General features: G+C 68.0%; 23 protein-coding genes and 1 pseudogene. 8 read left to right on the forward strand and 16 right to left on the reverse strand.

The genetic code is table 11. The annotated features are described in order from the left end of the window. The gene (locus tag ACV095_RS19450) at nucleotides 1-1,614 is read right to left on the reverse strand and encodes a peptide chain release factor 3 (RefSeq protein WP_144600974.1); all 1,614 of its coding nucleotides are present in this window, start codon (nucleotides 1,612-1,614) and stop codon (nucleotides 1-3) included. A gap of 195 nt (nucleotides 1,615-1,809) precedes the next feature. Here ACV095_RS19450 and ACV095_RS19455 point away from each other — a divergent pair, with 195 nt between their 5' ends. The 3 genes from ACV095_RS19455 (at nucleotide 1,810) to disA (ending at nucleotide 4,001) form a co-directional block, all read left to right on the forward strand. Then, nucleotides 1,810-2,052, forward strand: a complete 243-nt coding sequence (locus ACV095_RS19455; protein ID WP_018770947.1) for a hypothetical protein — start codon at nucleotides 1,810-1,812, stop codon at nucleotides 2,050-2,052. A 75-nt stretch (nucleotides 2,053-2,127) separates the two neighbouring features. Then, the gene (locus tag ACV095_RS19460; RefSeq protein ID WP_018770948.1) at nucleotides 2,128-2,628 is read left to right on the forward strand and encodes a 2'-5' RNA ligase family protein; all 501 of its coding nucleotides are present in this window, start codon (nucleotides 2,128-2,130) and stop codon (nucleotides 2,626-2,628) included. Between the two features lie 296 nt (nucleotides 2,629-2,924). Then, a complete protein-coding gene (gene disA, locus ACV095_RS19465) occupies nucleotides 2,925-4,001 on the forward strand; it encodes a DNA integrity scanning diadenylate cyclase DisA (RefSeq protein WP_018770949.1) in 1,077 nt (358 codons plus the stop codon). A 49-nt stretch (nucleotides 4,002-4,050) separates the two neighbouring features. Here the strand turns inward: disA and ACV095_RS19470 are convergent, their stop codons facing one another. After that, nucleotides 4,051-4,755 carry a hypothetical protein gene (locus ACV095_RS19470; protein WP_478222524.1) on the reverse strand — a complete coding sequence of 235 codons (705 nt, stop codon included), beginning with the start codon at nucleotides 4,753-4,755 and terminating at the stop codon, nucleotides 4,051-4,053. Between the two features lie 177 nt (nucleotides 4,756-4,932). On the opposite strand from ACV095_RS19470, the gene ACV095_RS19475 reads away from it, so the two are divergent. The 3 genes from ACV095_RS19475 to ACV095_RS19485 all read left to right on the forward strand — a co-directional run bounded on the left by ACV095_RS19475 (nucleotide 4,933) and on the right by ACV095_RS19485 (nucleotide 6,937). After that, a complete protein-coding gene (locus ACV095_RS19475) occupies nucleotides 4,933-5,859 on the forward strand; it encodes an HhH-GPD family protein (protein WP_043425267.1) in 927 nt (308 codons plus the stop codon). Between the two features lie 66 nt (nucleotides 5,860-5,925). After that, the gene (locus ACV095_RS19480) at nucleotides 5,926-6,357 is read left to right on the forward strand and encodes a DUF3592 domain-containing protein (RefSeq protein ID WP_478222525.1); all 432 of its coding nucleotides are present in this window, start codon (nucleotides 5,926-5,928) and stop codon (nucleotides 6,355-6,357) included. Between the two features lie 79 nt (nucleotides 6,358-6,436). Further along, nucleotides 6,437-6,937: a hypothetical protein gene (locus ACV095_RS19485; RefSeq protein ID WP_478222526.1), complete on the forward strand. Its 501-nt coding sequence runs from the start codon at nucleotides 6,437-6,439 to the stop codon at nucleotides 6,935-6,937. A gap of 20 nt (nucleotides 6,938-6,957) precedes the next feature. Here the strand turns inward: ACV095_RS19485 and ACV095_RS19490 are convergent, their stop codons facing one another. The 7 genes from ACV095_RS19490 to ACV095_RS19520 all read right to left on the reverse strand — a co-directional run bounded on the left by ACV095_RS19490 (nucleotide 6,958) and on the right by ACV095_RS19520 (nucleotide 15,328). Beyond that, on the reverse strand, nucleotides 6,958-7,131 hold the full coding sequence (locus ACV095_RS19490; protein ID WP_018770954.1) for a hypothetical protein: 174 nt from the start codon (nucleotides 7,129-7,131) through the stop codon (nucleotides 6,958-6,960). Nucleotides 7,132-7,167: 36 nt separating this feature from the next. Continuing rightward, nucleotides 7,168-7,917 (reverse strand): HPr family phosphocarrier protein, encoded by a 750-nt coding sequence (locus tag ACV095_RS19495; protein ID WP_478222527.1) that lies wholly within the window; start codon nucleotides 7,915-7,917, stop codon nucleotides 7,168-7,170. Next, nucleotides 7,914-8,546, reverse strand: coding sequence for a dihydroxyacetone kinase subunit DhaL (gene dhaL / locus ACV095_RS19500; RefSeq protein WP_026266016.1), 633 nt, complete (start codon nucleotides 8,544-8,546; stop codon nucleotides 7,914-7,916). The genes ACV095_RS19495 and dhaL overlap by 4 nt, the downstream gene beginning before the upstream one ends. 2 nt (nucleotides 8,547-8,548) lie before the next feature. Then, on the reverse strand, nucleotides 8,549-9,550 hold the full coding sequence (gene dhaK, locus ACV095_RS19505) for a dihydroxyacetone kinase subunit DhaK (protein WP_223993402.1): 1,002 nt from the start codon (nucleotides 9,548-9,550) through the stop codon (nucleotides 8,549-8,551). 270 nt (nucleotides 9,551-9,820) lie between these two features. Then, entirely contained in the window at nucleotides 9,821-10,330 is a 510-nt protein-coding gene (locus ACV095_RS19510; protein WP_018770958.1) for an amino-acid N-acetyltransferase, read from the reverse strand. A 169-nt stretch (nucleotides 10,331-10,499) separates the two neighbouring features. Then, nucleotides 10,500-12,623, reverse strand: a complete 2,124-nt coding sequence (locus ACV095_RS19515; protein ID WP_478222528.1) for a S9 family peptidase — start codon at nucleotides 12,621-12,623, stop codon at nucleotides 10,500-10,502. 212 nt (nucleotides 12,624-12,835) lie between these two features. Continuing rightward, nucleotides 12,836-15,328: an ATP-dependent Clp protease ATP-binding subunit gene (locus ACV095_RS19520; protein ID WP_026266017.1), complete on the reverse strand. Its 2,493-nt coding sequence runs from the start codon at nucleotides 15,326-15,328 to the stop codon at nucleotides 12,836-12,838. 272 nt (nucleotides 15,329-15,600) lie between these two features. On the opposite strand from ACV095_RS19520, the gene ACV095_RS19525 reads away from it, so the two are divergent. Then, a complete protein-coding gene (locus ACV095_RS19525) occupies nucleotides 15,601-16,218 on the forward strand; it encodes a hypothetical protein (protein WP_478222529.1) in 618 nt (205 codons plus the stop codon). Nucleotides 16,219-16,311: 93 nt separating this feature from the next. Here ACV095_RS19525 and ACV095_RS19530 read toward each other — a convergent pair whose 3' ends face one another. The 3 genes from ACV095_RS19530 to lysS all read right to left on the reverse strand — a co-directional run bounded on the left by ACV095_RS19530 (nucleotide 16,312) and on the right by lysS (nucleotide 18,490). After that, on the reverse strand, nucleotides 16,312-16,644 hold the full coding sequence (locus tag ACV095_RS19530) for a histone-like nucleoid-structuring protein Lsr2 (RefSeq protein ID WP_018770962.1): 333 nt from the start codon (nucleotides 16,642-16,644) through the stop codon (nucleotides 16,312-16,314). Between the two features lie 128 nt (nucleotides 16,645-16,772). Continuing rightward, nucleotides 16,773-16,949: a hypothetical protein gene (locus ACV095_RS19535; protein ID WP_018770963.1), complete on the reverse strand. Its 177-nt coding sequence runs from the start codon at nucleotides 16,947-16,949 to the stop codon at nucleotides 16,773-16,775. 2 nt (nucleotides 16,950-16,951) lie between these two features. After that, a complete protein-coding gene (gene lysS, locus ACV095_RS19540; protein ID WP_478223482.1) occupies nucleotides 16,952-18,490 on the reverse strand; it encodes a lysine--tRNA ligase in 1,539 nt (512 codons plus the stop codon). Between the two features lie 68 nt (nucleotides 18,491-18,558). Between lysS and ACV095_RS19545 the strand changes: the two are divergent. Next, nucleotides 18,559-19,127, forward strand: a pseudogene (locus ACV095_RS19545) (hypothetical protein). Here the strand turns inward: ACV095_RS19545 and atzF are convergent. From atzF to ACV095_RS19565, 4 genes are read right to left on the reverse strand one after another with little or no spacing between them, the layout of a single operon-like run. Next, complete coding sequence (gene atzF / locus ACV095_RS19550; protein WP_478222530.1) at nucleotides 19,105-20,952, reverse strand: allophanate hydrolase; 1,848 nt, start codon at nucleotides 20,950-20,952, stop codon at nucleotides 19,105-19,107. The pseudogene ACV095_RS19545 and the gene atzF overlap by 23 nt on opposite strands. Beyond that, nucleotides 20,949-24,716, reverse strand: coding sequence for an urea carboxylase (gene uca / locus ACV095_RS19555; RefSeq protein WP_478222531.1), 3,768 nt, complete (start codon nucleotides 24,714-24,716; stop codon nucleotides 20,949-20,951). Before uca ends, atzF begins: the two co-directional genes overlap by 4 nt. Further along, on the reverse strand, nucleotides 24,713-25,390 hold the full coding sequence (locus ACV095_RS19560; RefSeq protein WP_134165304.1) for an urea amidolyase associated protein UAAP2: 678 nt from the start codon (nucleotides 25,388-25,390) through the stop codon (nucleotides 24,713-24,715). The genes uca and ACV095_RS19560 overlap by 4 nt, the downstream gene beginning before the upstream one ends. Next, the gene (locus ACV095_RS19565) at nucleotides 25,387-26,277 is read right to left on the reverse strand and encodes an urea amidolyase associated protein UAAP1 (RefSeq protein ID WP_478222532.1); all 891 of its coding nucleotides are present in this window, start codon (nucleotides 26,275-26,277) and stop codon (nucleotides 25,387-25,389) included. Before ACV095_RS19565 ends, ACV095_RS19560 begins: the two co-directional genes overlap by 4 nt. Nucleotides 26,278-26,317 lie beyond the last annotated feature (40 nt).

The raw sequence follows: 26,317 nt of genomic DNA on the forward strand, positions 1-26,317 counted from the left end.
CTACTTTGCGGGGTTATGGGTACCGATGGGCACGAGCGTCAGGTCGGGGTGGTTCTTCTCGATCCGCCGGAGCGCCCAGACGTCGTTGAACAGGGCGAGGTATTCGCCGTCGGACCGCAGCAGCACCTCCGCGCCCGGGACGTTTGCCAGCGCGGGCATGGCATCCGCAGTCGAAATCCTGGCCAGGGAGTAGGGCAGGCGTTCCAGGCGCATGGGTGCGCTGAAGTCGTGCGCCATGCGGTCCTCCACCACTTCGAACTGCATGGGCCCGACGGCGGCAAGCACCGGCGCCTGGTCACCGCGGACGTCGGAGCGGAGCACCTGGATGACGCCCTCGTGTTCCAGCTGCTCAATGCCGCGGCGGAACTGCTTGAACTTGCTGGGGTCCTTGGACCGGGCCACCTGGAAGTGCTCGGGGGCAAACAGCGGGATGGCCGGGTATTCCACCGGGTTCTCAAGGAACAGGCTGTCGCCCACGCGCAGCGAGGACGCGTTGACCAGGCCCACCACGTCACCGGGGTAGGCCTCGTCAATGACTTCGCGTTCGCGGCCGAACACCTGCTGTGCGTACTTGGTGGCGAAGGACTTGCCGGTGCGGGTCTGGGTGACCACCATGCCGCGCTCGAAGACGCCCGAGCAGACGCGGATGAAGGCCACGTGGTCGCGGTGCGCCTTGTTCATGCCGGCCTGGACCTTGAAGACGAACCCGGAGAACGGGGATTCCACGGGACGGGGGTTTCCGTCCACGTCGGGGCGGGGCGCTGCCGGCGGGGCGAAGTCCACCAGCGCGTCCAGCAGTTCCTTGACGCCGAAGTTCAGCGCAGCGGAACTGAACAGGATGGGGGTTGCCCTGCCGGCGTGGAAGGCGTCGACGTCGAACTCCAGGTTGGACTCAATCACCAGTCCGGCCTCGTCCACCGCGTCTGACCAGTTGCTGCCCTGGTCTTCCGCCGCTTCCTCGGGAGTGAAGTACTCGGTGATGGCGATCTGCGCTCCGGCGTTGTTGCGCTGGAACCGGGCGAAGCGGTCGTTGCGGAGGTCCCAGACGCCGCGGAAGTCACCGGAGATGCCCACGGCCCAGGTCAGCGGCATGGGCTGCAGCCCGGTGCGCTCGGTGATCTCGTCCATCAATGCCAGGGCGTCCAGGCCCGGGCGGTCCCACTTGTTGATGACCGTGATGATGGGCAGGTTGCGCTGCTTGCAGACCTCGAAGAGTTTCATGGTCTGGGTTTCCAGGCCCTTGGCGGCGTCCACCAGCATCACGGCGCAATCAACGGCGGCGAGCACGCGGTAGGTGTCCTCGGAGAAGTCGGCGTGGCCGGGGGTGTCCAGAAGGTTGATGACGGTGTCCCGGTAGGAGAACTGCAGGGCCGCGGAGCTGATGGAGATGCCGCGGTCCTTTTCCATCTGCATCCAGTCCGAGACTGTTTCCTTGCGGTTGGCCTTGCCACTGGAAGCGCCCGCGGTGCCGATCACCTTTGCGTGCAGCGCCAGCGCTTCGGTGAGCGTTGACTTGCCCGCGTCAGGGTGGGAGATGACAGCGAAGGTCCTGCGGCGGCCAGCCTCTTTGTGGATCCCGGAGATCCGGGCGGGGGTCAGGACATCTTGGGACACGGTGCTACTTTCGCTGCGGTTGTGGCTGCCCAGGTGTCTTTCGGGTACTGCGCTGCGACTCAAGGGCGGGGAAGGTGATTGGCAAACGGCCAAAGTACAGTTTATCGCAGGGCTGCAAACCGGACGGGTTCCGCTTAACGCGGGCGAAACCGGACGTTCAAGGCGGCGAAATGCGGGGCAGTTAGCTTTGGGCGCATGATGCATGGCGCCACTTTCACCGGCAACCTTTTTTTCGACCCCCTGGCCACCAACCTGGGCGCCAACGCGGGTGCGGTCCTTGGCACCGCCGCGGCCCAGCCGCCGGGTTCGGTCCTTCCTACCGGCCCGTCCCGGAAACGGGGAGTGCAAACAGCGGCTGAACACAAAGCACTCCGTGCCGCTTCACTGTCGAAAGTCAGCCGGGATTTGGAGCGGATGCTCAGGGACCGGAAGCGCTGACGTCCCCGCGGCGGCAAAACCTGGCAGGCATGGGGGTGCCCGGCAACGGGTACCCGGCAACGGCATGATGGGTTCATGCGCAGCATCGAGTTGGTCTTTGACGGCCCCACCGAATCCCTGGTCAGGGCTGACTGGGCACGGCTCGCGGCCGCCGGCCTCCCCAGCCTGGCAGGGCATACCTCCCCCAGCAACAGCCCGCACATCACCCTTGCGGCAGGCACGGACCTGGTTGCCGCCCGGGAAGGTCCCTGGGAGGTGCTGCCCGTGGATGTCACCTTCTCCGGAGCGGTCGTCTTTCCCGCCGGCGCAGGAAAATATGTCCTTGCCCGCGCGGTGCTGCCGACTGCTCCCCTGCTGGACCTGCACGGAATCCTGCACCAGGGCCTGTCAGGGGCGCTGCCGCTGACGTGTCCGGGGGCGTGGACACCGCACGTCACCATCTCCCGGCGTATTCCCGGCCATCAGCTCGGAACGGCGGTGGACCTGCTGGACCTGCGCCTCGAGGGCCGCTGCACGGGAGCGCGGCTCTGGGACAGCAGCACCAGAACGGTCACACCCCTGGGAGCCTCCGCCTGAGCAACCCGCTGAAAGGCAGAGCTAAGGCCGGGCAGGGTCAAAGCCGGGGCAGGGTTGAAAATGGCGGGGGCCCAAAGCGGCGAAAGTGGCCGCCCCGCAATGCCCCCAACCAGCGTTTTTGCCGCCGTTCCGGGCACCCCCTAATGGGGCACTTTGGGGCTTGCCCGTGCGGAAGTTGGGTTTCTTACCCCTATCATTGAGCTTGCGGGAATCAGTGCACTTTTTGATCCTGCCGGCAAACTGCGGACGCCGGCATTCCTGCGGGTGGCGGTCCGCACCTTTGAAGGGAAAAACCTATGGCGCGGAGCCCCGAAGAATCGCTGAGGGCCACTCTGGGCAGGGTTGCACCCGGAACGCCCCTCCGCGACGGCCTGGAACGGATCCTCCGCGGACGCACCGGCGCACTGATCGTCCTCGGCTCCGACCGCACCATCGATTCCATCTGCTCCGGCGGATTCGATATCGGCATCGAATTCTCGCCCACCCGGCTGCGCGAACTGGCCAAGATGGACGGCGCCATCATCTGCGACAAGGATGCCGGCAACATCCTGCGTGCCGCGGTCCAGCTGGTCCCGGACTCAAGCATCGAAACGCAGGAATCGGGCACCCGCCACCGCACGGCGGAACGGGTGGCCAAGCAGACCGGGGTCCCGGTCATATCCGTGAGCCAGTCCATGCAGATCATCGCCCTGTACGTCAACGGGTTGCGGCACGTCCTGGAGGGCTCGGAAAACGTCCTTGCCCGCGCCAACCAGGCCCTGGCCACCCTGGAGCGCTATGTTGCCCGCCTGGACCAGGTCACCAGTTCGCTCTCGGCCCTGGAAATCGAGGCAATGGTGACGGTGCGCGATGTGGCCGTGACCCTGCAGCGGCAGGAGATGGTGCGCCGCATCTCGGAGGAAATCTCGCAGTACGTCCTGGAACTTGGCGAAGACGGCCGGCTCCTCTCGCTCCAGCTTGACGAGCTCACCGTGGGCCGTGGACCGGGCAGCGACGTGATCATCCGCGACTACGCCAGCCCCAACGCCTCCGCGGAGGACATCGAAAAGGCCGTCAATGAACTGGTCAGCCTGGGCCCGACAGAGCTGATCGATCTCGGCAAGATCTCCGCGATCGTGGGGTTCGCGGGCGGCGAGGCAAACCTCGATGCCGTCGTCCAGCCCCGCGGATACCGGCTCCTGTCCGGCCTGAAGGCGGTTCCCAAGGCGGTAGCGGACCGGCTGGTGGACCATTTCGGTGGCCTGCAGTTCCTCATGGCGGCCACCATTGACGACCTCATGACCGTTGACGGCATCGGCGACCAGCGCGCCCGCACCGTGCGTGAGGGGCTCAGCCGGATGGCCGAAGCAAGCCTCCTGGACCGCTTCCTGTAACCCCAAGCCCCAACCCCACGGCCCGCTCCCACCATGCCGGCGGGATGCGTCAGTTCAGCTGGAAGACGGCCTTTGGACTGGCCCGCGAGCCAAGCTTGGCGGTGAAGATGTAGTAAGCGCCACCGCCGCCGGGTGCCGCCGCCACGGCCTTGCAGCCATCGGCACTGCGGGTCCGGTTCCATGGAAAGTTCGCGGTTTCGCTGGCGCCGGGCGCGATCACCTTCACCAGGTCCTCGCTGGACGCCTGGCAGTCCTTGGACGAGAAGATCCGGTCGGAACCGCTGGTCACCAGGAATTCCATTTGCGAGGTACCGATGTTGACCTCACAGGGGACGGTGCCGCCGTTGGTCACCTTCAGGGTGAGCATCGGGTTTTCCCCCGGCCCGTAGGCGGGCTTGTCAGTGGACGCCGAAACAGTCACCAGGTTCTGGTTGCAGGAGGGGGCAGCGGGGGCAGTGGGCGACGGCGTGGCGGACGGGGTTGCCGACGCGGACGCAGAGGGACTGGCGGCAGCAGACGGGGAAGCCTGGGAGGTGGCCGGATCGGCGGAAGACGGCTGCGTGGAGGACGCCTGCTGCGAGCCGCCCTTGAAGGCACCGGCCAGGGCGAAACCACTGATCACGAGCGCAATCACCAGCAGGAGCGCGCCGCCAACAACCAGGCGGCGGCGGCGGTACACGGCGGCGCTGGGCTTCCGGACGCTGCTGGAACCGGATGCCGTGCCGCGTGCTGGTGAATCGCCTTGCCTGCCCATCCTCCTAGGCTAGGGAACGCCGCCGGATCTGCACTGCCACCACGCCGCCGCAGGCCCATCGCACTGGTCACACCCCTGTTTTTCAGCCCGCCCGAACCTATCCACTACAGTGTTGGCATCGACACTGAAACCTCCACCGCCGCCCGCGCCGCGGTCGCTCCCACCGGCCCTGCAGACCTGGAGTTGCTCCATCACCGGATCAACTCCTGGTTCGCCGGAATCGCCCGGGACCTGCCCTGGCGCGAACCTGGCTGCTCGCCGTGGGGTGTGCTGGTCAGCGAGATCATGCTGCAGCAGACCCCCGTGGTCCGGGTCCTCCCGGTCTGGCACGAGTGGCTCAAGCGGTGGCCCACGCCGGCCGGCCTGGCCGGCGAACCGGCAGGTGAAGCGGTCCGTTCGTGGGGCCGGCTGGGCTACCCCCGGCGTGCCCTTCGCCTGCACGCCGCAGCCACAGCAATCGTCGAGGACCACGGCGGCCATGTCCCCGGCACCTACACGGAACTGCTGGCTTTGCCCGGAGTGGGCAGCTACACGGCCGCCGCGGTGGCCGCCTTCGCATATGGCCGCCGCGAGACTGTGGTGGACACCAACATCCGGCGGGTGCACGCCCGCCTGGTGTCCGGCGTCGCGCTCCCCGCGCCTGCACTGACCGCTGCGGAGATGCGGTTGGCCGCCGCCCTGTTGCCGGACGACGACGAAACCTCCGTGCGCTGGAACGCTGCGGTCATGGAACTGGGGGCGCTGGTGTGCACGGCCCGGGCACCCAAGTGCGCTGCCTGCCCGGTGAAAGACTCCTGTGCGTGGCTCGCCGCGGGTGAGCCCCCGCCGTCGTACGTTCCCAAAGGCCAGGCGTGGCACGGCACTGACCGCCAGGTCCGCGGTGCGGTGCTGGCCGTGCTGCGGCTGGCGGAAACTCCCGTGCCGGCCGACATGTTCCAGCGCGAGCCCGCCGACCTTGGGTTCACCGCCGAGGGCATCGGCGTGCCCCTCGCCGCGCTGCACCGGCTCAACTCCGCCCCCGAGCAGCTGGAGCGGGCGCTGGCGGGACTGCTGGCGGACGGCCTCGCCGAGATCCACGACGGCGGCTACCGGCTACCCGCCTGACCTGCTGGACCCTCAAGGGCCAGGCCGGGATGGCATACTTCTTGGTGACCGGAACCGGGGGGAGCCATGAAAACCATTCTGTACATCGTGTGGGCATTGTTCGTTGCCGCCGCGATATTTTCGCTGGTCCGTGCGGCCCGCAGGACCAGGCGCCAGGAACAGCAGATGGCGGCCTGGCCCAAGGTACAGGCGACCGTCACCGGCAGCACCACCGGCTGGACCAGCGGCGTGGGCGGCGCCAACCGGAACCTCCGCCACTACCCCACCTACCAGTTCACCGATCCGCAGGGCACCCTCTTCATGGGCAAGTCGGAGATCTCCGGGGTGGAGCAGCCTGTGCCGGGAGCCCTCATCGAGGTGGCCTACAACCCGCAGAACCCCAACGAATCCCTGCAGGTTTCCTCGGAGCCGCGCACCGCCATGGGCTGCCTGATCGCGTTTTTCTCGGTCTTTGCCATCGCGCTGTTCTGGTTCATCGGCATCTTCCCGCTGGGTTAGGCCGTGGAGGCATAACAATGCTGCCTCCAATTGACGCCGATCCGGCCCTGCGCGGGCCCGCCCGACGTAGCCTGAAAGCATGCACAAGCCCGGACTGCTCCTGGCATTGACGACCGCGCTCATCTCCGCCCTTATCTCCGCCTGCGGGCCTGCCGGCAGCGCCTGCCCCGCGATCGCGCAGGCCACCGCCGTTTCCATCACCGTCAGCGCCCGCTACTCGCCGAAGGTGGCGGCGCTGCACGTCCGCGCCTGCCAGGACGGCAACTGCAAGGAGGCCGACGTCGAACTCCGCCCGGGCAGCACTTCCGTGGACGCGGGGTGCAGCCGCGAGGGCGCCTGTTCGGCCACTGCCTCGCCCGATGGCACCAAGACCGCTGTGCTGATGCTGGATACCCTGACCGAATCGCTCATGACGGTGACCGTGTCCGGTGCAGCGCCGGAGGGAACCGCACTGCCGGTACGCACCCTGGAATTCAGGCCGCAGGTGGCCTACCCCTTCGGTGAACAATGCGGCAAGGTCCTGTCTGCGTCCGTCGTCCTGGACGACGCCGGACTGCACCAGCAGCCTGCATCCCGGTAACTGGACCGGGCGGCACCGGACTAGAACAGCACGGGCTGGGTGAAGGTTTCGCCTTCGGCGGTTCCGGCCGCCGGACCGCCACCCACGGGCTGGGCGCTCCAATCGAAGCCGAGTTCGGCGAGCAGTTCCTCCACGGAGATTTGGCCGTCCAGCACTTCGATTTCCTGGGGGTTCTCTGCAAGCGGCCGTTCCATGCCATCGAGCTTATTCGCAGGAACCCGCCATCGGGCTTAGGGCTCGCCGAAGCCGGCCTGCACCAGGCCGCCGACGTACTCCACTGCCCGTTCCGCATCCGTCCCCCACGCTTCCACGTGCAGCACGGTGCCCTTGCCGGCGCCGAGGGTCATCAACCCCGTCATGGACGCGCCATCCACCCCGTTGATGGTGACCTCGGCATCCAGCGAGGCCAGGCCCCCTGCCACTTTCGCGGCCGGCCGGGCGTGCATCCCGGCCTGGTTCACAAGTTCAAAGTCGCCGGTGGAATCCGGTGCGGCGCTGCTGACAGGTCCCTGCCCCGCTCCCTCGGCCCGTGCGGGTTCGGGCCGGCGGGCCGGACCGCCTGCCGCTTCAGCCGCCGCCCGGACCGCCTGCACATCTGCTCCGCCCTGGGCGGCAACCGCAGCGGCCACCAGCCCTTCCACCAGCGGCGCGTCGGCGAGCAGGACGCCGGCGGCATCCTCCAGGAACTCCAGCGCCGCTTCGGCCGTCATCACCGCTGATCCAAGGTCCGTCAGGATTACCGTGCCGTTCCCGCCGGGCTGCACTCCGGGCTGTTCCGCGCCGGCCTCTTGTGCATTGCGCTGTTTATCGCCGGCCTGTTCAAGGGCTGCCAGCACCTTCTCCAGGCTGGTGCCGATCCTGCCGTCGTCGGTGCCGCCGGCGGGCAGGATCACCACGTCGGGAGCCATCTGGGCGGCAAGCTCCACGGCGCCGTCGGCGATCTTTTCGCTGTGGGACACCACCACGATGCTTACGGTCACGCAGCCGCCCCAACGGCCGCACGCAGGATCAGCGCACTGGACACAGCGCCGGGGTCCCGGTGGCCGGCGCTGCGTTCGCCAAGGTAGCTGGCCCGGCCTTTCCTTGCGATGAGGGGATCGGTGGCCACTGCCCCGGCCTCGGCGGCTTCCGCGGCTGCCACCAGGACGCCAAGGACGTCCGTGCCGTCGCCGTCAGCCGCGGCCCGGGCCGCATCAACTGCCGGCGTCCACGCATCCACCATGGTCTTGTCGCCGCTCTCCGCCTTCCCGCGCGCCACGATCCCGTCCCGGGCAGCCTCCAGGGCAGAGGCCAGCCCTGCCGGATCAATCTCGGGCGCGTCGCCGAAGGCGGTGGCGGCGCGAAGGAACGCGGTGCCGTAGAGGGGACCGGCGGCTCCGCCCACCTTGGACATCAGGGTCATGGCCGTCATCTTCAACGCCGCCCCGGGCGTCTCCGGCGTGGATTCGCCCAGCTTGGCCAGGACGGCCTGGAAGCCGCGGTCCATGTTCTCGCCGTGGTCCGAGTCCCCGATTGCACGGTCCAGTTCGATCAGTTCAACGCGGTGTTCAGCCATGGCCTGCGCGCACAGGGTCAGCCATTTCACGGCCCAATTGGCGTCCAGGACCACGGTCACACGCCCCAGCGGAGGGCGGCGGTGTGCACGGGTGCATCCCACAGTTCCGTGAGCTCGTCGTCCAGCCGGAGGACCGAAATGGAGCAGCCCTGCATCTCCAGGGCCGTGATGTAGTTGCCCACCAGCGACCGTTCCACCGTGGCACCTGCTTCGGCGAGCACCTGCACGGCCCGCCGGTACACGATGTACAGCTCGCTCAGCGGTGTGCCGCCCATGCCGTTGACGAACAGCAGCACCCTGTCCCCCGAACTGATCTTCAAATCAGCCAGGACCGGCTCCAGCAGGCGGTTGGTGATGCTGTCCGCGTTTTCCATGGGGATGCGGTGCCTGCCCGGCTCGCCGTGGATGCCAATGCCGATCTCGATCTCATCCTCTGCGAGGTCGAAACTGGGCGTGCCCGCGTGGGGCACGGTGCAGGCGGACAGGGCCACGCCCATGGTCCTGACATTGGCGTTGACCCGTTCGCCGATGGCAGCGACGGCGTCCAGGTCGTCCCCGCGCTCGGCGGCGGCTCCTGCGATCTTCTCCACCAGCACTGTGCCGCCCACCCCGCGGCGGCCGGCCGTGTACAGGGAGTCCTCCACGGCGACGTCGTCATTGACCAGGACGGTGCGGACGCTCACGCCCTCCGCCTCGGCCAGTTCGGCCGCCGTCTCAAAATTCAGGACGTCGCCGGTGTAGTTCTTGACGATGTGCACGACGCCGGCACCTGAGTCGACTGCCAGGGTGGCGGGAAGGATCTGGTCCGGCGTGGGTGAGGTGAACACCGCCCCCGGCACCGCGGCGTCGAGCATTCCCTTCCCCACGTAGCCAGCATGCAGCGGCTCGTGGCCGCTTCCGCCGCCGGAAACCAGCCCCACCTTGCCGGCCACCGGCGCGTCCTTGCGCGTGATGTAGATGGGGTCTTCGCTGACCGTCACCAGTCCGGCGTAAGCCATGCCGAAGCCCTGGACAGCTTCCTGGACAACGGATTTTGGATCGTTGATGAGTTTCTTCACGGCGTTGCTCCTGGCTGTGCTCCTGAAGGGTGTGTTTTCCGACCCTACTACCGTCATCGCAGGTGGCGGTAGGTTCTTCCTGCCCGGGTTTGCCGCCCGCTTCCCGGAACCGCCGGCCCGGGACGCAGCAAAGGGACAGCCCCCAATGACTGTCCCTTTCCTGAGGCCCCCCACATACCGGCCTGCAGTAGTTTATCCATCAATTCGAGTAAAGCCAATACGGCAGTCCCCCGTGCTCCCGCGGTTGGCTTTGAAGGGTGCGGAACAGCGTCAGAGGGTGCGGATCATCCGGGTGTTGCCCAGGGTGTTGGGCTTGACCCGGGCCAGGTCCAGGAACTCCGCCACGCCTTCGTCATGGGAGCGCAGCAGCTCGGAGTACACTTCCGGGTCCACCGCCGACTGGTCCGCCATCACTTCGAAGCCGTGGCGCTTGAAGAAGTCCACTTCGAAGGTGAGGCAGAAGACCCGGGAGACACCAAGGGCACGGGCCTCCTCCAGCAGGCTTTCCACCAGGACGTGCCCCACCCCTTTGCCGCGCCATTCGCCCGAAGCCGCGAGGGTGCGGATTTCCGCAAGGTCCTCCCACATCACGTGCAGGGCGCCACAGCCGATCATTTCGCCGTCGCTGGACTCGGCAATGCGGAACTCCTGGAGGCTCTCGTAGTACGCCACCGTCTCCTTTGCCATCAGGATGCGCTCCTCTGCCAGGGGCGCCACCAGCTTCTTGATGGCAGGGACGTCGCTGGTGCGTGCTGGGCGGATGTGGAAGGAGTCGGTCACAGAGCTATCCTACGAGGCGAAGGAGGCTGGGACATTTGCGTAGCTCGCGTCAAAGCTGGGCCCACGCTGGTGAGGGTCCCCGGCCGAGCTTGCGAGGCAGGGGGCCAGCGGGGAGGAACGAGCAGCAAGCGGCAAATGCCCCAGCCTCCGAGCCGGAGTATCCAACAGCTTAGAGGCCGAGTTCTGCCGGCAGTTCGATGTCCTTGCCCAGGACGTTCCGTGCCAGGAACCACTCCACCACCTGGTACCAGACCTTGGCGTGCTGCGGCTGGAGGACCCAGTGGTTTTCGTCCGGGAAGTACAGGAACCGGTGCGGGGTCTGCCCGTCCTGGTCCGCCGCGAGCCGGGACTTGGACAGCAGCTCGTACCAAAGCCGCAGGCCCTCGCCGATGGGCACCCTGTAGTCCTTGTCCCCATGGATCACCAGCATGGGCGTGCCGATGTTCTCCGCATGCAGGTGCGGCGAGTTCTCGAGTGCCATCTCCTCGGTCATTTCCTTCAGCCAGTACTGGGAGGCGTCCGTGGTGGGCCCGAACTGGTCCAGGGCCCACAGGCTGGCATGGGTGACAACTGCCTTGAACCGGTCCGTGTTGCCTGCAACCCAGTTGGCCATGTACCCGCCAAAGGAGCCGCCCATCGCCGCGGTCCGGGACTCATCGACATCGGGCCGTTCCACCGCCGCATCGGTCACGGCCATCAGGTCGGTGAAGGGCGCCTTCCCCCATGAGCCCCAGCCCCGCTGGATGTACGACTGCCCGTATCCCGTGGACAACGCGGGATCCGGCAGCAGCACCGCATATCCCCGGGCAGCCAGAAGCCACGGGTTCCAGCGCCACGTCCAGGCGTTCCAGGATCCCAGCGGACCGCCGTGGATCCACAGGAGCAGCGGCGCCGGCTCACCTGCGGAGGCGCCCTCCGGCAGGGCCAGGTAGGCAGGCACCCGGGACCCATCGGCCGCGGTGGCCGCGATGCGTTCCAGCCGCCCCGGGAGGCTGGGACGTTCCGCAGGAGCCGGGAGGCGGGTTGTTTCCCCTGTGGCCAGGTCGATCCGGACGGCTTCGGCCGGAAATTCGTAGGAGCTGCGCAGGGCATACGCGCTCCGCCCCTCTGGAGAAATGACGACGTCGGAATATGCCGCGGCGTCCTGCGTCACCCGGGTGACGCCAACCTCAGCGGCAGCCGACGGAATGCTGACCCGGAAAACCGGCGACGCGCCGTCATCGTCCGCTGTGACCAGGAGGGCAGAGCCATCGGGGAGCCACGCTGCAGGCTTGGGCCAACGGTCCCAGTCGTGGGCCAGGGGCTGCAGGCCCGCGGCGTTCCCGGCGGCCCCGCCGGAGACGTCCAGGAGGTGCATCTTGATGTCGGGGGCCTGCTGCGGGGTGGAGTCGCTTTCGCTGACCACCACCAGGGTCCGGCCGTCAGGGCTGACCGGACCCGGGAAGTAGCTCATTCCCTCCTGGTCCAACAGCACCTTGAGCCCGCCGGATGCCACATCCACCGCCACCAGTACGGACCTGCTGTCCGCCTTGGCCAGTGGTTTGGTGTAACTGCTGTAGATGGTCTTGCCGTCAGGGCTGACCACGGTCTCCGCTTCCCGCAGCCGGGGCCCGGCGTCCGGCGTCAGGTTACGCAGGACCAGCGGGGCGGTGGCGTCAACCGTTGCCGGTTTGCCGGGCGCCTTGTCCTCCCCCGCTTCCACCGCAAAGATCCGCGGCTGGCCCGGCCCCAGATCCGCGTCCCAGTATCGGACCGGATATTCGCTGTGCAGGATGGCAGAGACTTTCCGGTCCTTGCGCGACTTGCGCCGGTCGGCGTCGTCTTCCTCGTCCATGGACCCTGCAAGGACCTCGGCCGTCACGAACGCTGCGTCCGCGCCCCTGGCCGTCAGCACTTTGCTGATGCCGCCGGGCCGGCTGAGGGCCACCCTGGCTTCCCCGCCGTCCGCCGGAAGCACCCACAGGGCGTTCACCGGCTCCTCGTCGGGGCTGTCCGGGTCGGGACGCGCGGACGTGAAGTAGACGTCGCCGTTGGCCGAGAAAGCGGCACCGGCTTCGCCCTTGGCACTGCGCGTAATTCGCCGCGCATGCTTCTGCCCGGCCGGGTCCAGCTCCCACAGTGCAGTGGCGAACTCGGTGCCTTTGCCGTTCAGGGTGCTGACGGTGGTGACCAGCCGCGAGCCGTCCGGGCTCAGGGCCAGGCCGCTTACCCGCGGGATGGACAGGTAGTGGTCGAGGTCGTGGAAAGGGGTCAGTGGTTGCTCATCCGGGATCGCCGGTTCCAAGTTAGCCATGCCCCCGATTCAACACGTTTTGTGTCCTGGAGCACAGCCGCCACGCACTGCCCGGCTGCGCGCCCGGGTGCGTTTTCCGTGGCTGGGTTCGCTCCGGCCCCGGCGCCGGACCCAGCCAGAGATGAAAGCGCCGGACCCAGCCGGCGGAGGGGTGGTTAACAAGCGGAAGCCCCGCCGCTCCTTGCGGAGTGGCGGGGCTTTGGCTGTGGAAACTAGACGCTCGGGGCGATCTCCGGGATGCGCGGCTTGGCGTTGCCGGCGAAGGTGAACTTCGCGTCGTCGCCTTCGCCTTCGACATCCACCACGACGATGTCGCCGGGGTGGATCTCGCCGAAGAGGATCTTCTCGGAGAGCTGGTCCTCGATCTCGCGCTGGATGGTGCGGCGCAGCGGCCGGGCACCCATGGCGGGATCGTAGCCGCGGGTTGCGAGGAGCACCTTTGCGGCCTTGGTGAGCTCGATGCCCATGTCCTTGTCCTTGAGGCGCTTCTCCAGGCGGGTGACGAACAGGTCCACGATCTCGATGATCTCGTCCTGGGTCAGCTGCGGGAACACCACGACGTCGTCAACACGGTTCAGGAACTCGGGACGGAAGTGCTGCTTGAGCTCCTCCGTCACACGGGCACGCATGCGGTTGTAGCCGGTCTGCGTGTCGGTGCCGGACTGGAAGCCGGTGGCAACGCTCTTGGAGATGTCCCGGGTACCCAGGTTGGTGGTCATGATGATCACGGTGTTCTTGAAGTCCACCACGCGGCCCTGGGAGTCAGTCAGGCGGCCGTCTTCCAGGATCTGCAGCAGCGAGTTGAAGAGGTCCGCGTGGGCCTTTTCCACTTCGTCGAACAGCACCACGGAGAACGGACGGCGGCGGACCTTCTCGGTCAGCTGGCCACCCTCTTCGTAGCCGACGTAGCCCGGAGGGGCACCGAAGAGCCGCGAGACGGTGTGCTTCTCGGAGTACTCGGACATGTCCAGGGTGATGAGGGCGTCCTCTTCACCGAACAGGAACTCCGCGAGTGCCTTTGCGAGCTCGGTCTTGCCGACGCCGGTGGGGCCGGCGAAGATGAACGAGCCACCGGGGCGCTTGGGGTCCTTGAGCCCTGCACGGGTACGGCGGATGGCCTGGGACAGTGCCTTGATGGCCTCGTCCTGGCCCACCACGCGCTTGTGCAGTTCGTCTTCCATCTTGAGCAGCCGCGAGGACTCTTCCTCGGTCAGCTTGAAGACGGGGATGCCGGTGGAGTTGGCCAGCACCTCGGCGATGAGATCCTCATCCACCTCGGAGATGTCGTCCATGCCGCCGGACTTCCAGTGGCGTTCCTTCTCCGCGCGCTCGGAAATCATCTTCTGTTCCTTGTCGCGGAGCGAAGCGGCGCCTTCGAAGTCCTGCGCGTCGATGGCGGATTCCTTCTCCATCTTCAGCTTGGCGATGCGCTCGTCCATGGCCTTGAGCTCCGGCGGAGCGGTCATGCGGCGGATGCGCAGCCGGGCGCCGGCTTCGTCGATCAGGTCGATCGCCTTGTCCGGCAGGAAGCGGTCCGAGATGTAGCGCTCGGCAAGGCTTGCAGCGGAGGCCAGGGCGCCGTCGGTGATGGTGACCCGGTGGTGCGCCTCGTAGCGGTCGCGCAGGCCCTTGAGGATCTCAATGGCGTGCGCCACGGAGGGTTCCTTGACCTGGATCGGCTGGAAGCGGCGCTCCAGGGCGGCATCCTTCTCGATGTGCTTGCGGTACTCATCCAGAGTGGTGGCGCCGATGGTCTGCAGCTCGCCGCGGGCCAGCATGGGCTTCAGGATCGAGGCTGCGTCGATGGCGCCTTCGGCGGCACCGGCACCCACCAGCGTGTGGATCTCATCGATGAACAGGATGATGTCGCCGCGCGTGCGGATCTCCTTGAGGACCTTCTTGAGGCGCTCTTCAAAGTCACCGCGGTAACGGGAACCTGCCACCAGGGAACCGAGGTCCAGGGTGTACAGCTGCTTGTCCCGGATGGTCTCCGGAACGTCGCCGCGGACAATCGCCTGGGCCAGGCCTTCGACGACGGCCGTCTTGCCGACGCCGGGCTCACCGATGAGGACCGGGTTGTTCTTGGTGCGGCGGGAAAGGACCTGCATGACGCGTTCCATTTCCTGCTCGCGGCCGATGACCGGGTCCAGCTTGTTCTCGCGCGCAGCCTGGGTCAGGTTGCGGCCGAACTGGTCCAGGACCACGGAACCGGCGGGTGCGCCTTCGGGCTGTCCGCCGCCGACGCCTGCGCCGGTGGTTTCCTTGCCCTGGTAGCCGGAGAGGAGCTGGATGACCTGCTGGCGGACCCGGTTGAGGTCGGCGCCGAGCTTGACCAGCACCTGGGCGGCGACGCCTTCACCCTCGCGGATCAGGCCAAGCAGGATGTGCTCCGTGCCGATGTAGTTGTGGCCCAGCTGCAGGGCTTCGCGCAGCGAGAGCTCCAGCACCTTCTTGGCGCGGGGGGTGAAGGGGATGTGGCCGGAGGGGGCCTGCTGGCCCTGCCCGATGATCTCCTGCACCTGCTCGCGCACGCCGTCGAGCGAAATGCTCAAGGACTCAAGAGCTTTGGCGGCAACGCCCTCACCCTCATGGATCAGACCCAAGAGGATGTGTTCGGTACCGATGTAATTGTGGTTCAGCATGCGTGCCTCTTCTTGGGCAAGCACAACTACGCGACGGGCACGGTCCGTAAATCGCTCAAACATTTCGCCACACTCCTAGCTACGACGTACTTTGATGCTACGTGGCCGGTCCGAAGTTGTGGAGCGTGTTCGCCACAGGGGAAACATGGGTCTTCCGGGAATATTGCCGCGCCCCCTTCCACGGACTTCGGCCGCCGGGCAGCAGCGGGCAAAGGAGCCCTCCAAGAAGCCCTTGTCCCGCACCGGGTGATGGGCCATTCTTGGCCCTAACGGCGGCCCTGGCCGCTCCAGCGGGAGCAACATGGGCAGCGTGAATCAGCGGGGAGGGCGGGAACATGTCGCAGGTGGACCTGGAACGCGTCAGGCGCCCGGCGGGGGTTGTCCTCGCGGCCGGCGCGGTTTGGCTGGCCGGCATCAGCCCGGTGCCGGGGGTCTACCTGGAGCCCGACGCTGCGCGGCGGCTGGACATGCTCCGGAAGGGGCAGCGCTGGTGGGTTGCGGGACAGCATGTGGCGGCGGCGGGGACGGCTGCCATGCCCGCGGCGTTTGCCCGGCTGGCCCTGGCCCTCCCGCCCGGAAGGAGCAGGGCACTCGCCGGCACAGCCGCCGTCGCACTTGCCGCCGGGGCGCCGTTATTTGTGTCCGAACTTGCAATGCGTGCGTCGGACCTGGAGCGTTTCGCGGCGCGCCGCTTCCCGGCGTGGCCGTTCCACGCCTATGCGTGGCTGCATGTGCTCGCGCTCGGGTCCCTGTCCGGCACCCTGGCAACCTTGCCGCACCGGAAAAAGGAGGCGGCAGCGCTGGCCCTCGCCAGTGCCGGGTGTGGAGTGGTACTGGCGAAAACAGGCGATATTCCGCCTTTCGTGTTCTATGTCGCCGAGCAGTTTGCTGCCGGCAGCCTGCTGCGCCGTGAATCGCACAGCGGTGAATCCCCGGCTGCGGCGCGGGGGTAATTACGCCCGCGCCGCTAAATACCTGCACCCAGCCAAAAAGCCCTGCCTCCCGAAGGTGGGAAGCAGGGCTTTTTAGTCAGGCCACGCGCGTACCTAGGAATTTGCCTTTTGGTAGGCTTCCTGGATTTCAGCCTGAATTCGGCCGCGGCTGTTAACGGTGTAGCCGTTATCCCGGGCCCATTGCCGGATTTGCGCCGAATCGTGGCTGCGGCCACCGGCCGGAGCCTTCGCCCGCTGGGCGGTGCGGCCTCCGGAAGCCTTGCGTGCAGCGTTGATGAACCTCTCCAGTGAAGACCGAAGTTCAGCGGCATTGGCTGCCGACAGGTCAATCTCGTAGTTGACCCCATCGAGGCCGAACTTAACATTCTCGTCTGCGGATCCCCCATCCAGATCATCAACGAGGATGATGTTTACTTTCTGTGCCATTAAAGGTCTTCCTCTTGGGTTTTCAGAAAAGCAGGATGTTTCCCAAAAAAATTATGACTCTTATCTTGGCAACGCGTCAAAGCGCCTATTGGTTCCTTGGGGATAAAACCGGAAAGAAGGGGGTTTATCTATTTGGATTCGGGGCCCGGGCGGTCCGTGGGCTGCACCGGCAGGGAATCCGCCTCAGCCTGCGCACGGGCCTCCGCCTGGCGCTCGGCCTTGTCCGCGTTGAAGATTGCCTTCATGGCGAACCAGAACAGCAGGCCCACCACCAGGGAGGGCAGGATAACCGCTACGTATTCCATGATCAGTGCCCTTCGGGCTTCAGCAGGGGGAACAGGATGGTTTCGCGGATGCCGGCGCCCGTGAAGAGCATGACCAGCCGGTCGATGCCCAGGCCGATGCCGCCCATGGGAGGGGCGCCGTATTCCAGGGCGCGCAGGAAGTCCTCGTCCAGCTGCATTGCCTCCACGTCACCGGCGGCTGCGTGCAGGGACTGCTCGGTGAGCCGTTCGCGCTGGATGACGGGGTCGATCAGCTCGGAGAAGGCGGTGCCGCGCTCCATGCCGCCGATGATCAGGTCCCAGGCCTCGATCAGGCGGCCGTCCTCGCGGTGCGGGCGGGCCAGCGGCTGGGCGGAGGGCGGGTAGTCGTAGACGAAGGTGGGGTTCAGCAGGGTGGGCTCCACGATTTCGCCGAAGAGTTCCACCGCCAGCTTTTCGGCGTCCCACTTGGGGTCCGCCTTGACGTCGTGCTTTTCCGCGATCTCCCGAAGCACCTCAACGGGCGTCTCCGGCGTGATCTCCCGCCCCACGGCGTCGGAAAGTCCGGGGTAGACGGCCAGCCAGGCCCACTCGCCGTCGAGGTTGATCTCCCCCGCCTCGGTCTGAAGGACGCGTCCGGCACCCACAGCGTCGGCGGCGTCGAGGATGATCTCCTTGATCCGCTCTGCCATCACGAACTGGTCCGCCCAGGCCTCGTAGCACTCAAGGGTGGTGAATTCGGGGCTGTGGGTGGAGTCCACGCCCTCGTTGCGGAACACGCGGCCCATGTCATACACGCGGTCGATGCCGCCAACAACGGCGCGCTTGAGGTACAGCTCGGTGGCGATGCGCAGCGTCATCTTCTGGTCGAAGGCGTTCATGTGGGTTTCGAACGGCCGGGCCAGGGCGCCGCCGTGGACCAGGTTCAGGATGGGGGTTTCCACTTCCACGTAGCGGTGCCGGAACAGTGTTTCGCGGATGGAGCGGGTGATGGCGGCACGGGTGTAGACCATTTCGCGGGCTTCGTCGCGGACCATCAGGTCCACGTAGCGCTGGCGGACGCGGGTTTCCTCGTTCAGGTCCGCGTGCAGGACCGGAAGCGGGCGCAGGGCCTTGGAGGCCATGGACCAGGAGTCCGCCATGATCGACAGCTCGCCGCGGCGGGAGGAGATGACCTCGCCCTTGATGAACACGTGGTCGCCGAGGTCAACCAGGGCCTTCCAGTCGGCGAGCGCCTCCTCACCCACGTTGGCCAGGCTCAGCATGGCCTGCAGGCGGGTGGCTTTGCCGTCGGTGCCGCCTTCCTGCAGGGTGGCGAAGCAGAGCTTGCCGGTGTTGCGGATGAAGACAACGCGGCCGGTGACGCCCACGGTGTCGCCGGTGGTGTCGTCGGCTTCGAGGTGGGCGTACTTTTCCCGGATCTCGGCGAGCGAATGCGTCCGCTCCACCCCCACGGGGTAAGCCTCCGTGCCGCGCTCAAGAAGTTTGGCGCGCTTTTCCATGCGGATCCGCATCTGCTCGCTGGCATCAACGGGCTCCGGGGCGTTCTTGGGCGAGGGGGTGTTTTGGGAAGTCACAATCATCAAGTTTACCGGGCATTGGGTGCCAGGACTTGCAGCTGGCCCGCAGGCTCACACCCTGGGATGGGCGGGTGAAAGAACGGGTACTTCCAGCGCACGACGGCGGCAGGCTGGCTTTGTACAGCTACGGCACCGAAGACGCGCCCGGGCAAAAGCGGGTGCTGCTGATCGGCGGCGCGTTCCTCACGGCCCTGATCTACCGCCAGTTCTCCATCGCCCTGGCGAAAGGCCTGGGAGAGGGCTGGGCGGAGCGGTGGCGCTGAACGCCGTGCAGGAGTTCAGCGGAACCGTAAAGGTCCCGGACAGGCTTGCGGTGTACGACGCAGCGGTGAACATCGACGGCAACATCGACACCGCGTGGCTGGACGGGTTCGAGGACGCCGTCAACGGCGGCAAGGTGGGCCACGCCCTGGCGCACATGAAGAAGGCCACCAGCCCGGGCTACAAGGAAACGGCGGAGCGGCTGCACCAGGCAGTTCCAGGCAGCACTTACCAGCTCTCCCCCAAGTGCTTCCACGGGTCCATTCCGGCGGCCGTCAAGGAGCTTGTGACCGACATCGCAGCGTATTTCACGGGCGGGCATCCGGACGGCGGAACCCGCCCGGATGCTGCCGGCACTATCCCCGCTCGCCGCGGCTGAACCCGGCCAGGGCCGCCTCCCCCAGGTCCCGCCACACGGTCCGCGGCTTCGGTTCCACGCTCCGGTCCGGCAGCCAGTCACCCCAGGCCGTGATGTCCTTCCCGCCCGCAGCGGCAACCGCATCACAGGCGAACCCGACGGCGCTGGAACCGTCCGAAAGCTCCACGGATCCCAGGAGCATGGGTTCCGGGAGGGCGGCCAGGAACGTCCCCAGGGCCGCAGGGGACAGCAGCCACCGCTCCCCCACCAGTTCCGCGCCGTCGTCGGACCGGTAGACGCCTGGCTTTGCCGGCACCGTGTCCAGCGCCACCATGCGGTAGCGTGCGGCGGTCCGGACCGGACCATCCCACGAGGCCCCGAGTTCCTCCAGCTGCGGTGCCAGCGGCTGGCCCTTGCGGTGCGCACCCACCACCACCAGCGGCACGGCCGTTGCGCCCGCCGCCAAAGGCCAGGGCGTGGACGACGACGGGTGGGCGCCGGCGCGGCCAACCTCCGCTGCTGCGCCCGGAGCGAAGAGGGCGGGAGCGTCCGGGGTTAGCTCCAGGCGGCGGGCGATATCGGCCGCCACAGCATCGTCGAAGGTCCGGCCGACCACCGTGAGGCCGAACTGCGCGCCGTCCACTTCCCCGGCAGGGACAGCCACGGCACAGAGGTCGAACAGGTTACAGAAATTGGTGTAGGTGCCCATCAGCGAATTCACGCCTACCGGGTCCGCGGCCACCTCAGCCAGCGTGGGGTGGAAGGGCGCCGTGGGAACCAGGAGGGCATCGAAGCCGGCGATCCGGGCCAGCGCCCTGGTCCGCAGTTCCTCCAGCCGGGCGGTATCGGCAACGTACCGGGAGGCGGAAACGGTACCGGCCGCCCGGATGATGCCCGCCACGGTGGGATCGATGCCCGCCTGGCCGTCAGTGCCGGCGTCGTGCTTTGCCAGGAAGGCCCCCACCGCAGCGTGGCGTTCGGCCACCAGCGCGCCCTCGTACAGCAGCCGTGCTGCCTGCAGGAAGTCGTCGAATTCGATTGCTTCGGCATCCACCCCGCTGGACCGCAGGCGGTCAACCTGCCGCTGGAATTCCGCGGCCCACTCAGGGGGCAATGCGGGCAGGCTGGCGGGATATGCCACGCGGGGACGTGCCGGCGCGGCCAGTTTGATGTCCGCGGGCCAGGACCGGGAGTTGCCGGCCATGAAGCCCATGGCCAGCTCGGCGGTGGACAGGTGCCGGGCAAAGATGGTGACGGCGTCCCAGGACCGGCAGGCGGGCACCACCCCCTCCGTGGAGACGGCGTTCAGTGTTGCCTTGATGCCCACGATGCCCTGCAGCCCGGCGGGGACCCGGCCGGAGCCCGCCGTGTCCGTGCCGATCGCGATGTCCACCAGTCCCAGTGCCACCGCCACCGCGGAGCCGGAGCTGGAACCGCCGGAAATGTACTCCGGCCGGCGCGAATCCCGGACGGCGCCGTAGGGGCTGCGCGTCCCCACCAGCCCGGTGGCGAACTGGTCCAGGTTGGTGGCGCCCAGGACCAGGGCACCGGCGGCGCGGAGGCGGGCCACCGCTTCCGCATCCTTTTCCGGCGTATAGGCAAAGCCGGGGCAGGCTGCCGTGGTGGGGATGCCCGCCACGTCAACATTGTTCTTGACGGCCAAAAGCAGCCCGGCCAACGGCAGATCCGCGCCACCTGCCACGGCGGCGTCGATCGCTGCAGCCTCCGCCAGGAGGTCCTCGCCGCTGCGGACCGTGATCCAGATTTCAGGCCGGTTTACTGATTCCAGCGCCGCGAGTGCCGCCTTGGCGCGACTGGTGGCACTGCTGTTGGTTGCCGGGCTCATACTGCTGCCTCTTCCAGTTCCTGGGCGTCGTCTGCCGGTTCAAGGCCCAAGTCGGCGCCGAGGACCACTACCGCCTCGCCGGCCACCACCTGGGAGCCGGCGGCCGGCAGGACGCGGAGCACCACGCCCTCGCACGGCGCTTCGAGGACCGTTTCCATCTTCATTGCTTCCAGCGAGACCAGCGGCTGGCCCTTGGTGACACGGTCGCCGGGAGCCACGTCCACCTTCCAGACGCTGGCGGCGAACGGTGCGGAGATGAGCGATCCGCCGTCGGGAACCACCACATCGTCAACAGCGGGGGCCACGACGGCGGCGAGCGCGTCCGCCCGGTCGAACTCGCCGGCGTCGGCCCAGGCCTGCCGTTCCACCGCGAACGCTGCGCCCTGCTTCTCCCGGAACGCGTCGATGGACTGGCTGTTGTCGGCAAGGAACTGTTCGTGCTCGGCGAGGGAGAACGTGCCCTCCTCGATCTCCACGCCGCGGCCGCGTCCTGCTGCCATGTCCGCGCGCAGGTCCAGGAGTTCCTCGGGGCTGACGGGGTACCAGGAGATGCGGTCGAAGAACCGGAGCAGCCAGGGCGAACCGGGTTCGAACGGGGCCGAACCGGCGTACCGCGACCACACCTGGGTGGTGCGGCCGACGAACTGGTAGCCGCCGGGGCCCTCCATGCCGTAGATGCACATGTAGGCGCCGCCGATGCCCACCGCGTTCTCGGGCGTCCAGGTCCGGGCGGGGTTGTACTTGGTGGTGACCAGGCGGTGGCGGGGGTCCAGCGGGGTGGCCACGGGGGCGCCGAGGTAGACGTCGCCCAGGCCCAGGACCAGGTACTCTGCGTTGAAGACGGTGTCGAAGACGTCGCTGACGGAGTCCAGGCCGTTGATCCGCCGAATGAATTCGATGTTCCACGGGCACCAAGGGGCGTCGTCGCGGACGCCTGCCATGTAGCGTTCGATCGCTTCGCGGGTGGCCGGATCGTCCCAGGACAGCGGCAGCCGGACGGTGCGGCTGGGGACCACCAGTTCTGAGCTGGCGGGCAGGGCGGCCTCGATTTCCTGGACCAGGTCCAGCAGCCGCCCGGTGGGGAGGACGGACGGGTCCACCTTGATCTGCAGCGACCGGATACCCGGGGTGAGGTCCACGATGCCGGGTACCCGGAGCGCTTCGATGTGCTGGTGCAGGGCGTGGACCCGGGCGCGCAGGCCCAGGTCCAGCACCATCTCGCCGTATTCCACCAGCAGGTTGTCGTCTCCGGAGCGGCGGTACGTGACCGCGGGCCGGCCGGAACCTTCCGGCACCCGGCCCAGCACGCCGTCGTCGCCGTCGCCGCGTACCGTGCGTGCGGGACGGCCGGCTGCGGGGCTCACCGCCGGGAGGTGCGCTGAAAGATTGCCGGACCAGCCGACGTCGCCCGGGAGCACCAGCTGGCGGCCGGGTCCCAGGTCCCTGGCCGACGGCGCCTGGCTGGCTTTGATGGGCACGAAGCGGACTTTGTCCCCCGGGCGCAGCTGGCCGAGCTTCCAGCGTTCCGCCGTCACCACGGTGACGGGGCAGACGAAACCGCCCAGGCTGGGGCCGTCCCGGCCGAGCAGGATGGGGGTGTCGCCGGTGAAGTCCAGGGCACCCACCGAGTAGGCGGTGTCGTGGATGTTGGAGGGGTGCAGGCCTGCTTCGCCGCCGTCGGTGCGTGCCCAGCGGGGCTTGGGGCCGGTGAGGCGCACGCCGGTGCGGGCGGAGTTGAAGTGGACCTCGTACTCCGCGCCGTACAGTTCCTCGATGTCCTCACGCTGGAAGAATTCCGGGGCGCCGTGCGGGCCCTCGGCCACGGCCAGTTCCCAGGTGGAGGTGAGGGCGGGACGGCTGTCGAGGGGCACCGCTGCCGCGGCGGCTTCCTCGGGTGCGCCGGCGGCAGGCTTGACCGTCCGCAGCACATCGCCCGCGCGCAGGACCCGTCCGGCGTGGCCACCGAACTGGCCAAGGGTGAAGGTGGAGGCGCTGCCCAGGTACTCGGGAATGTCCAGGCCGCCCTGGAACAGGATGTAGCCGCGCAGGCCCTTGCCGGCTGCGGTGCCGGCGTCGAGCGTTCCGCCTGCCGGGACCGTCACGGGCGTCCAGGCGGGCACCTCCGTTCCGTCAACTGTCACAGCCACTTCGGCGCCGGTAACGCAGACGGTGGTGGCGTGGGTGAAGGTCAGGCTGGGGCCGGTCATGGTGAACTCGAGGCCCGGGGCGCCTTCGGGGTTGCCCAGCGCGGTGTTGCCAAGCCGGAATGAGAGATCGTCCATGGGGCCGCTGGGCGGAACGCCGATCTGCCAGAGGCCGGTGCGGCCGGGCCAGTCCTGCACGCTGGTCTGCAGGCCGGGCCGGCCCACGGTGATGCGCGGCTCCGGGTCCCCCACGTTGTCCAGGGTGCTGGTGGAGTGCTGAACGCTGCGAACCACCTCCAGGCCGGTGGCGGCGCGGAGCAGCCCTAAGTTGGTCTCGATGCCGTCAATCCGGGTGTTGCCCAGCGCTGCGGCGAGGAGGTCGAAAGCTTCGGTGCGGTCAGTGCCGGAGGTGATGATCTTGCCCAGGAGGGGGTCGTAGTTGGTGGAAACGTCGGTGCCGGTTTCCACCCAGGCGTCCACGCGTGCTTCTGCCGCCGTGGGGTAGGCGGCGTTGGTGACGGTTCCGGCGCTGGGCTGGAAGCCCCGGGCCGGATCCTCGGCGTAAACGCGGGCCTCCACGGCGTGGCCGGTCACGGGCAGGCTGTCCGGCACGTCCGCAAGGACTGCCTGGGCCTGGCTGCCGCCCTGGGCCAGGCGGAGCATCCATGCCACCAGGTCCACCCCGGTGACGGCTTCGGTGACGGGGTGCTCCACCTGGAGCCGGGCGTTGACTTCCAGGAAGGAGGCTTCCTTGCGGGCGGAGTCGTAGACGAACTCGACGGTGCCGGCGGAGCGGTAGTTGAGGGAGGCGCAGAGGGCCCGGGAGCTGCGGTGGAGTTCTTCGCGCAGTTCGTCCGGCAGGTCGGGTGCGGGGGCCTCTTCGAGGACTTTCTGGTGGCGGCGCTGCAGGGAGCAGTCGCGGTCCCCCAGGCTGACCACGCGGCCTTCGCCATCGCCAAAGATCTGCACCTCGACGTGCCGGGCGTTCTCCACGTACCGCTCGGCGAAAACCCCTGCGGTGCCGAAGCTGGCGCCTGCCAGGCGGGCCACGCGGGGGAAGCTGTCCACAAGCTCGGCCTCGTTGCGGCAGACCGTCATGCCGATCCCGCCGCCACCGCCGGTGGCCTTGAGCATCAGCGGGAAGCCAATCGCGGTGCTGGCCGCAACGGCGTCGTCCACGTCACCAAGCAGCCCTGAACCGGCGATCATCGGCACCCCGGCTGCCCGGGCGGCGTCGCGCGCTGTGTGCTTGGTGCCGAAGATGCGCAGTTGCTCGGCGGTGGGGCCCACGAAGACCAGTCCCGCCGCTTCCACGGCCTCGGCGAAGGCCGCATCCTCGGAGAGGAAGCCGTAGCCGGGGTGGATGGCGCCGGCGCCGGTTTCCTTTGCCGCCGCCAGGATTGCGTCCACCCGGAGGTAGGATTCCTTGGCCGGCGCGGGCCCCAGCAGTACAGCCTCGTCGGCGAGCCGGACGTGCTTGGCGCCGCGGTCCGCCTCGGAGAAGACGGCAACGGTGCGCAGGCCCAGCCTGCGGGCGGACTCAATGATGCGGCACGCGATCTCGCCGCGGTTGGCGATCAACAGTGTGTCGAAGGTGTTCGGCGTGTCAAAGGGGTTCACAGCGCAGCCTCCGGCCGGGTGACGATCATGCGGACGGGGGTGGGGTTGAAGCCGTTGCACGGGTTGTTGATCTGCGGGCAGTTGGAGACCAGGACCAGGGTGTCCACCTCCGCCTTCAGTGCCACGCGCTTTCCGGGGGCGGACAGGCCGTCAACGATGCCCAAGGCGCCGTCCGGGTCCACCGGGACGTTCATGAACCAGTTGATGTTGGACACCAGGTCCCGTTTGCCCAGGCCCCAGCGCGAGCCCTCGATCAGGAAGTTCTCCACGCAGGCGTGCTGTTCGCGGGTGTGCTGGCCGTAGCGGAGGGTATTGGATTCCTGTGAGCAGGCGCCCCCGATGGTGTCGTGCACGCCCACTTCGTCTGCAACGACGGTCATCAGGGCAGCGCCGGTGTCGGCGCGCAGGACCGAACCGGTGGTAAGGACGATGGACTGCTGTGCGGCGATGGTGGCTGCCGCCGAGTAGCGCACCGTGGTGTCGGCCGCGGCGTACAGCAGGCAGTCAACCGCCTGGTTGCCTTCCAGGTCCACGATGGTCAGCACGTCGCCTGCTGCCACCACGGCAGACCAGGGGCCGCGGGCTTCGACGAACTCATCAAGTACAACGGCGCCAGGGGCCAGCGCGATGGCGGCGGCGTCCGGGATGGGCGTGGTGTCAACGGCAGTGTTCATCGGGCGTTCCTTGCGGCGAGATCGTGTTCGGTGTTGCGGAGGGCCTGCAGGTGTTCCGGGGCCAATGGTCCGGCCAGGTGGCCGGCCTCCAGTGCCGCCAGGTCCTGCGGCGCGTGCCAGGCGACGATGTCGACGGCGGTCCCCGCAAAGTCAGCGCGCGGGTCCAGGGGGTGGGCGGTGTTGGCCAGTACCAGCACGGTGTCCAGCTGGAGCAGGAGTTCGACGGCGGCACCGGGCCCGGCGCTTCCGGTAAAGGTGATGCTGCCGGCAGGGTCGACCGTGATGCCTTTGAAGAAGGAGATGGACGGCGCCACGTCGCGGGCGCCCAGGCCGTTCTTGAGGGCGCCCAGGGTGAGCAGTTCGCGTGCTGCCGGGGAGGGGCTGTGGGCGGTTCCGGCGCCGTACTTGGCGGTGTTGCAGGCGAGGGTGGTGGCGCCGGTGAGTGCGTCATGCCGTGACGAGGTGTCCGCCACGATCGTTGCCATCAGGCGGCCGGCGTCGGACAGCAGCGGGTGCCCGGCGGCGGGGTAGGCCTGCCACGGGACCTTGACGGTGTCGGCGACGTTCAGTCGTTCGTGGGTGGCCCCGGCGCGGTACAGGAGTGCGTGCACGCAGGCGTCGCCTGCCGTGTCGGTGAGCCGGACCCGGGTGCCGCGCGCCAGGGACATGGTGGTGTAGCGGCCAAAGGCGACGGATTCCGCCCATGTGGGGGACGCGGCGTCGGCCCCGTCCACTCCGGGCAGTCCGGCCAGAAGGTGCGCGGGCGCGGACGCTGCCGGTACGTGGCGCATGGTTTCAGCGGTCCTGCCGTGCTGTTCCCGGGCATGGGCGCGGGCACCGGCCGTGGTGGCCGTCCCGGCGGCTGGCGTTTCGATGGTCTGTGTCATGTCAGTCCTGTAGGTCTTGGAAGCGTGGCTTGCGGAAGCG

It is taken from the genome of Arthrobacter sp. JDC6, from assembly GCF_056484025.1.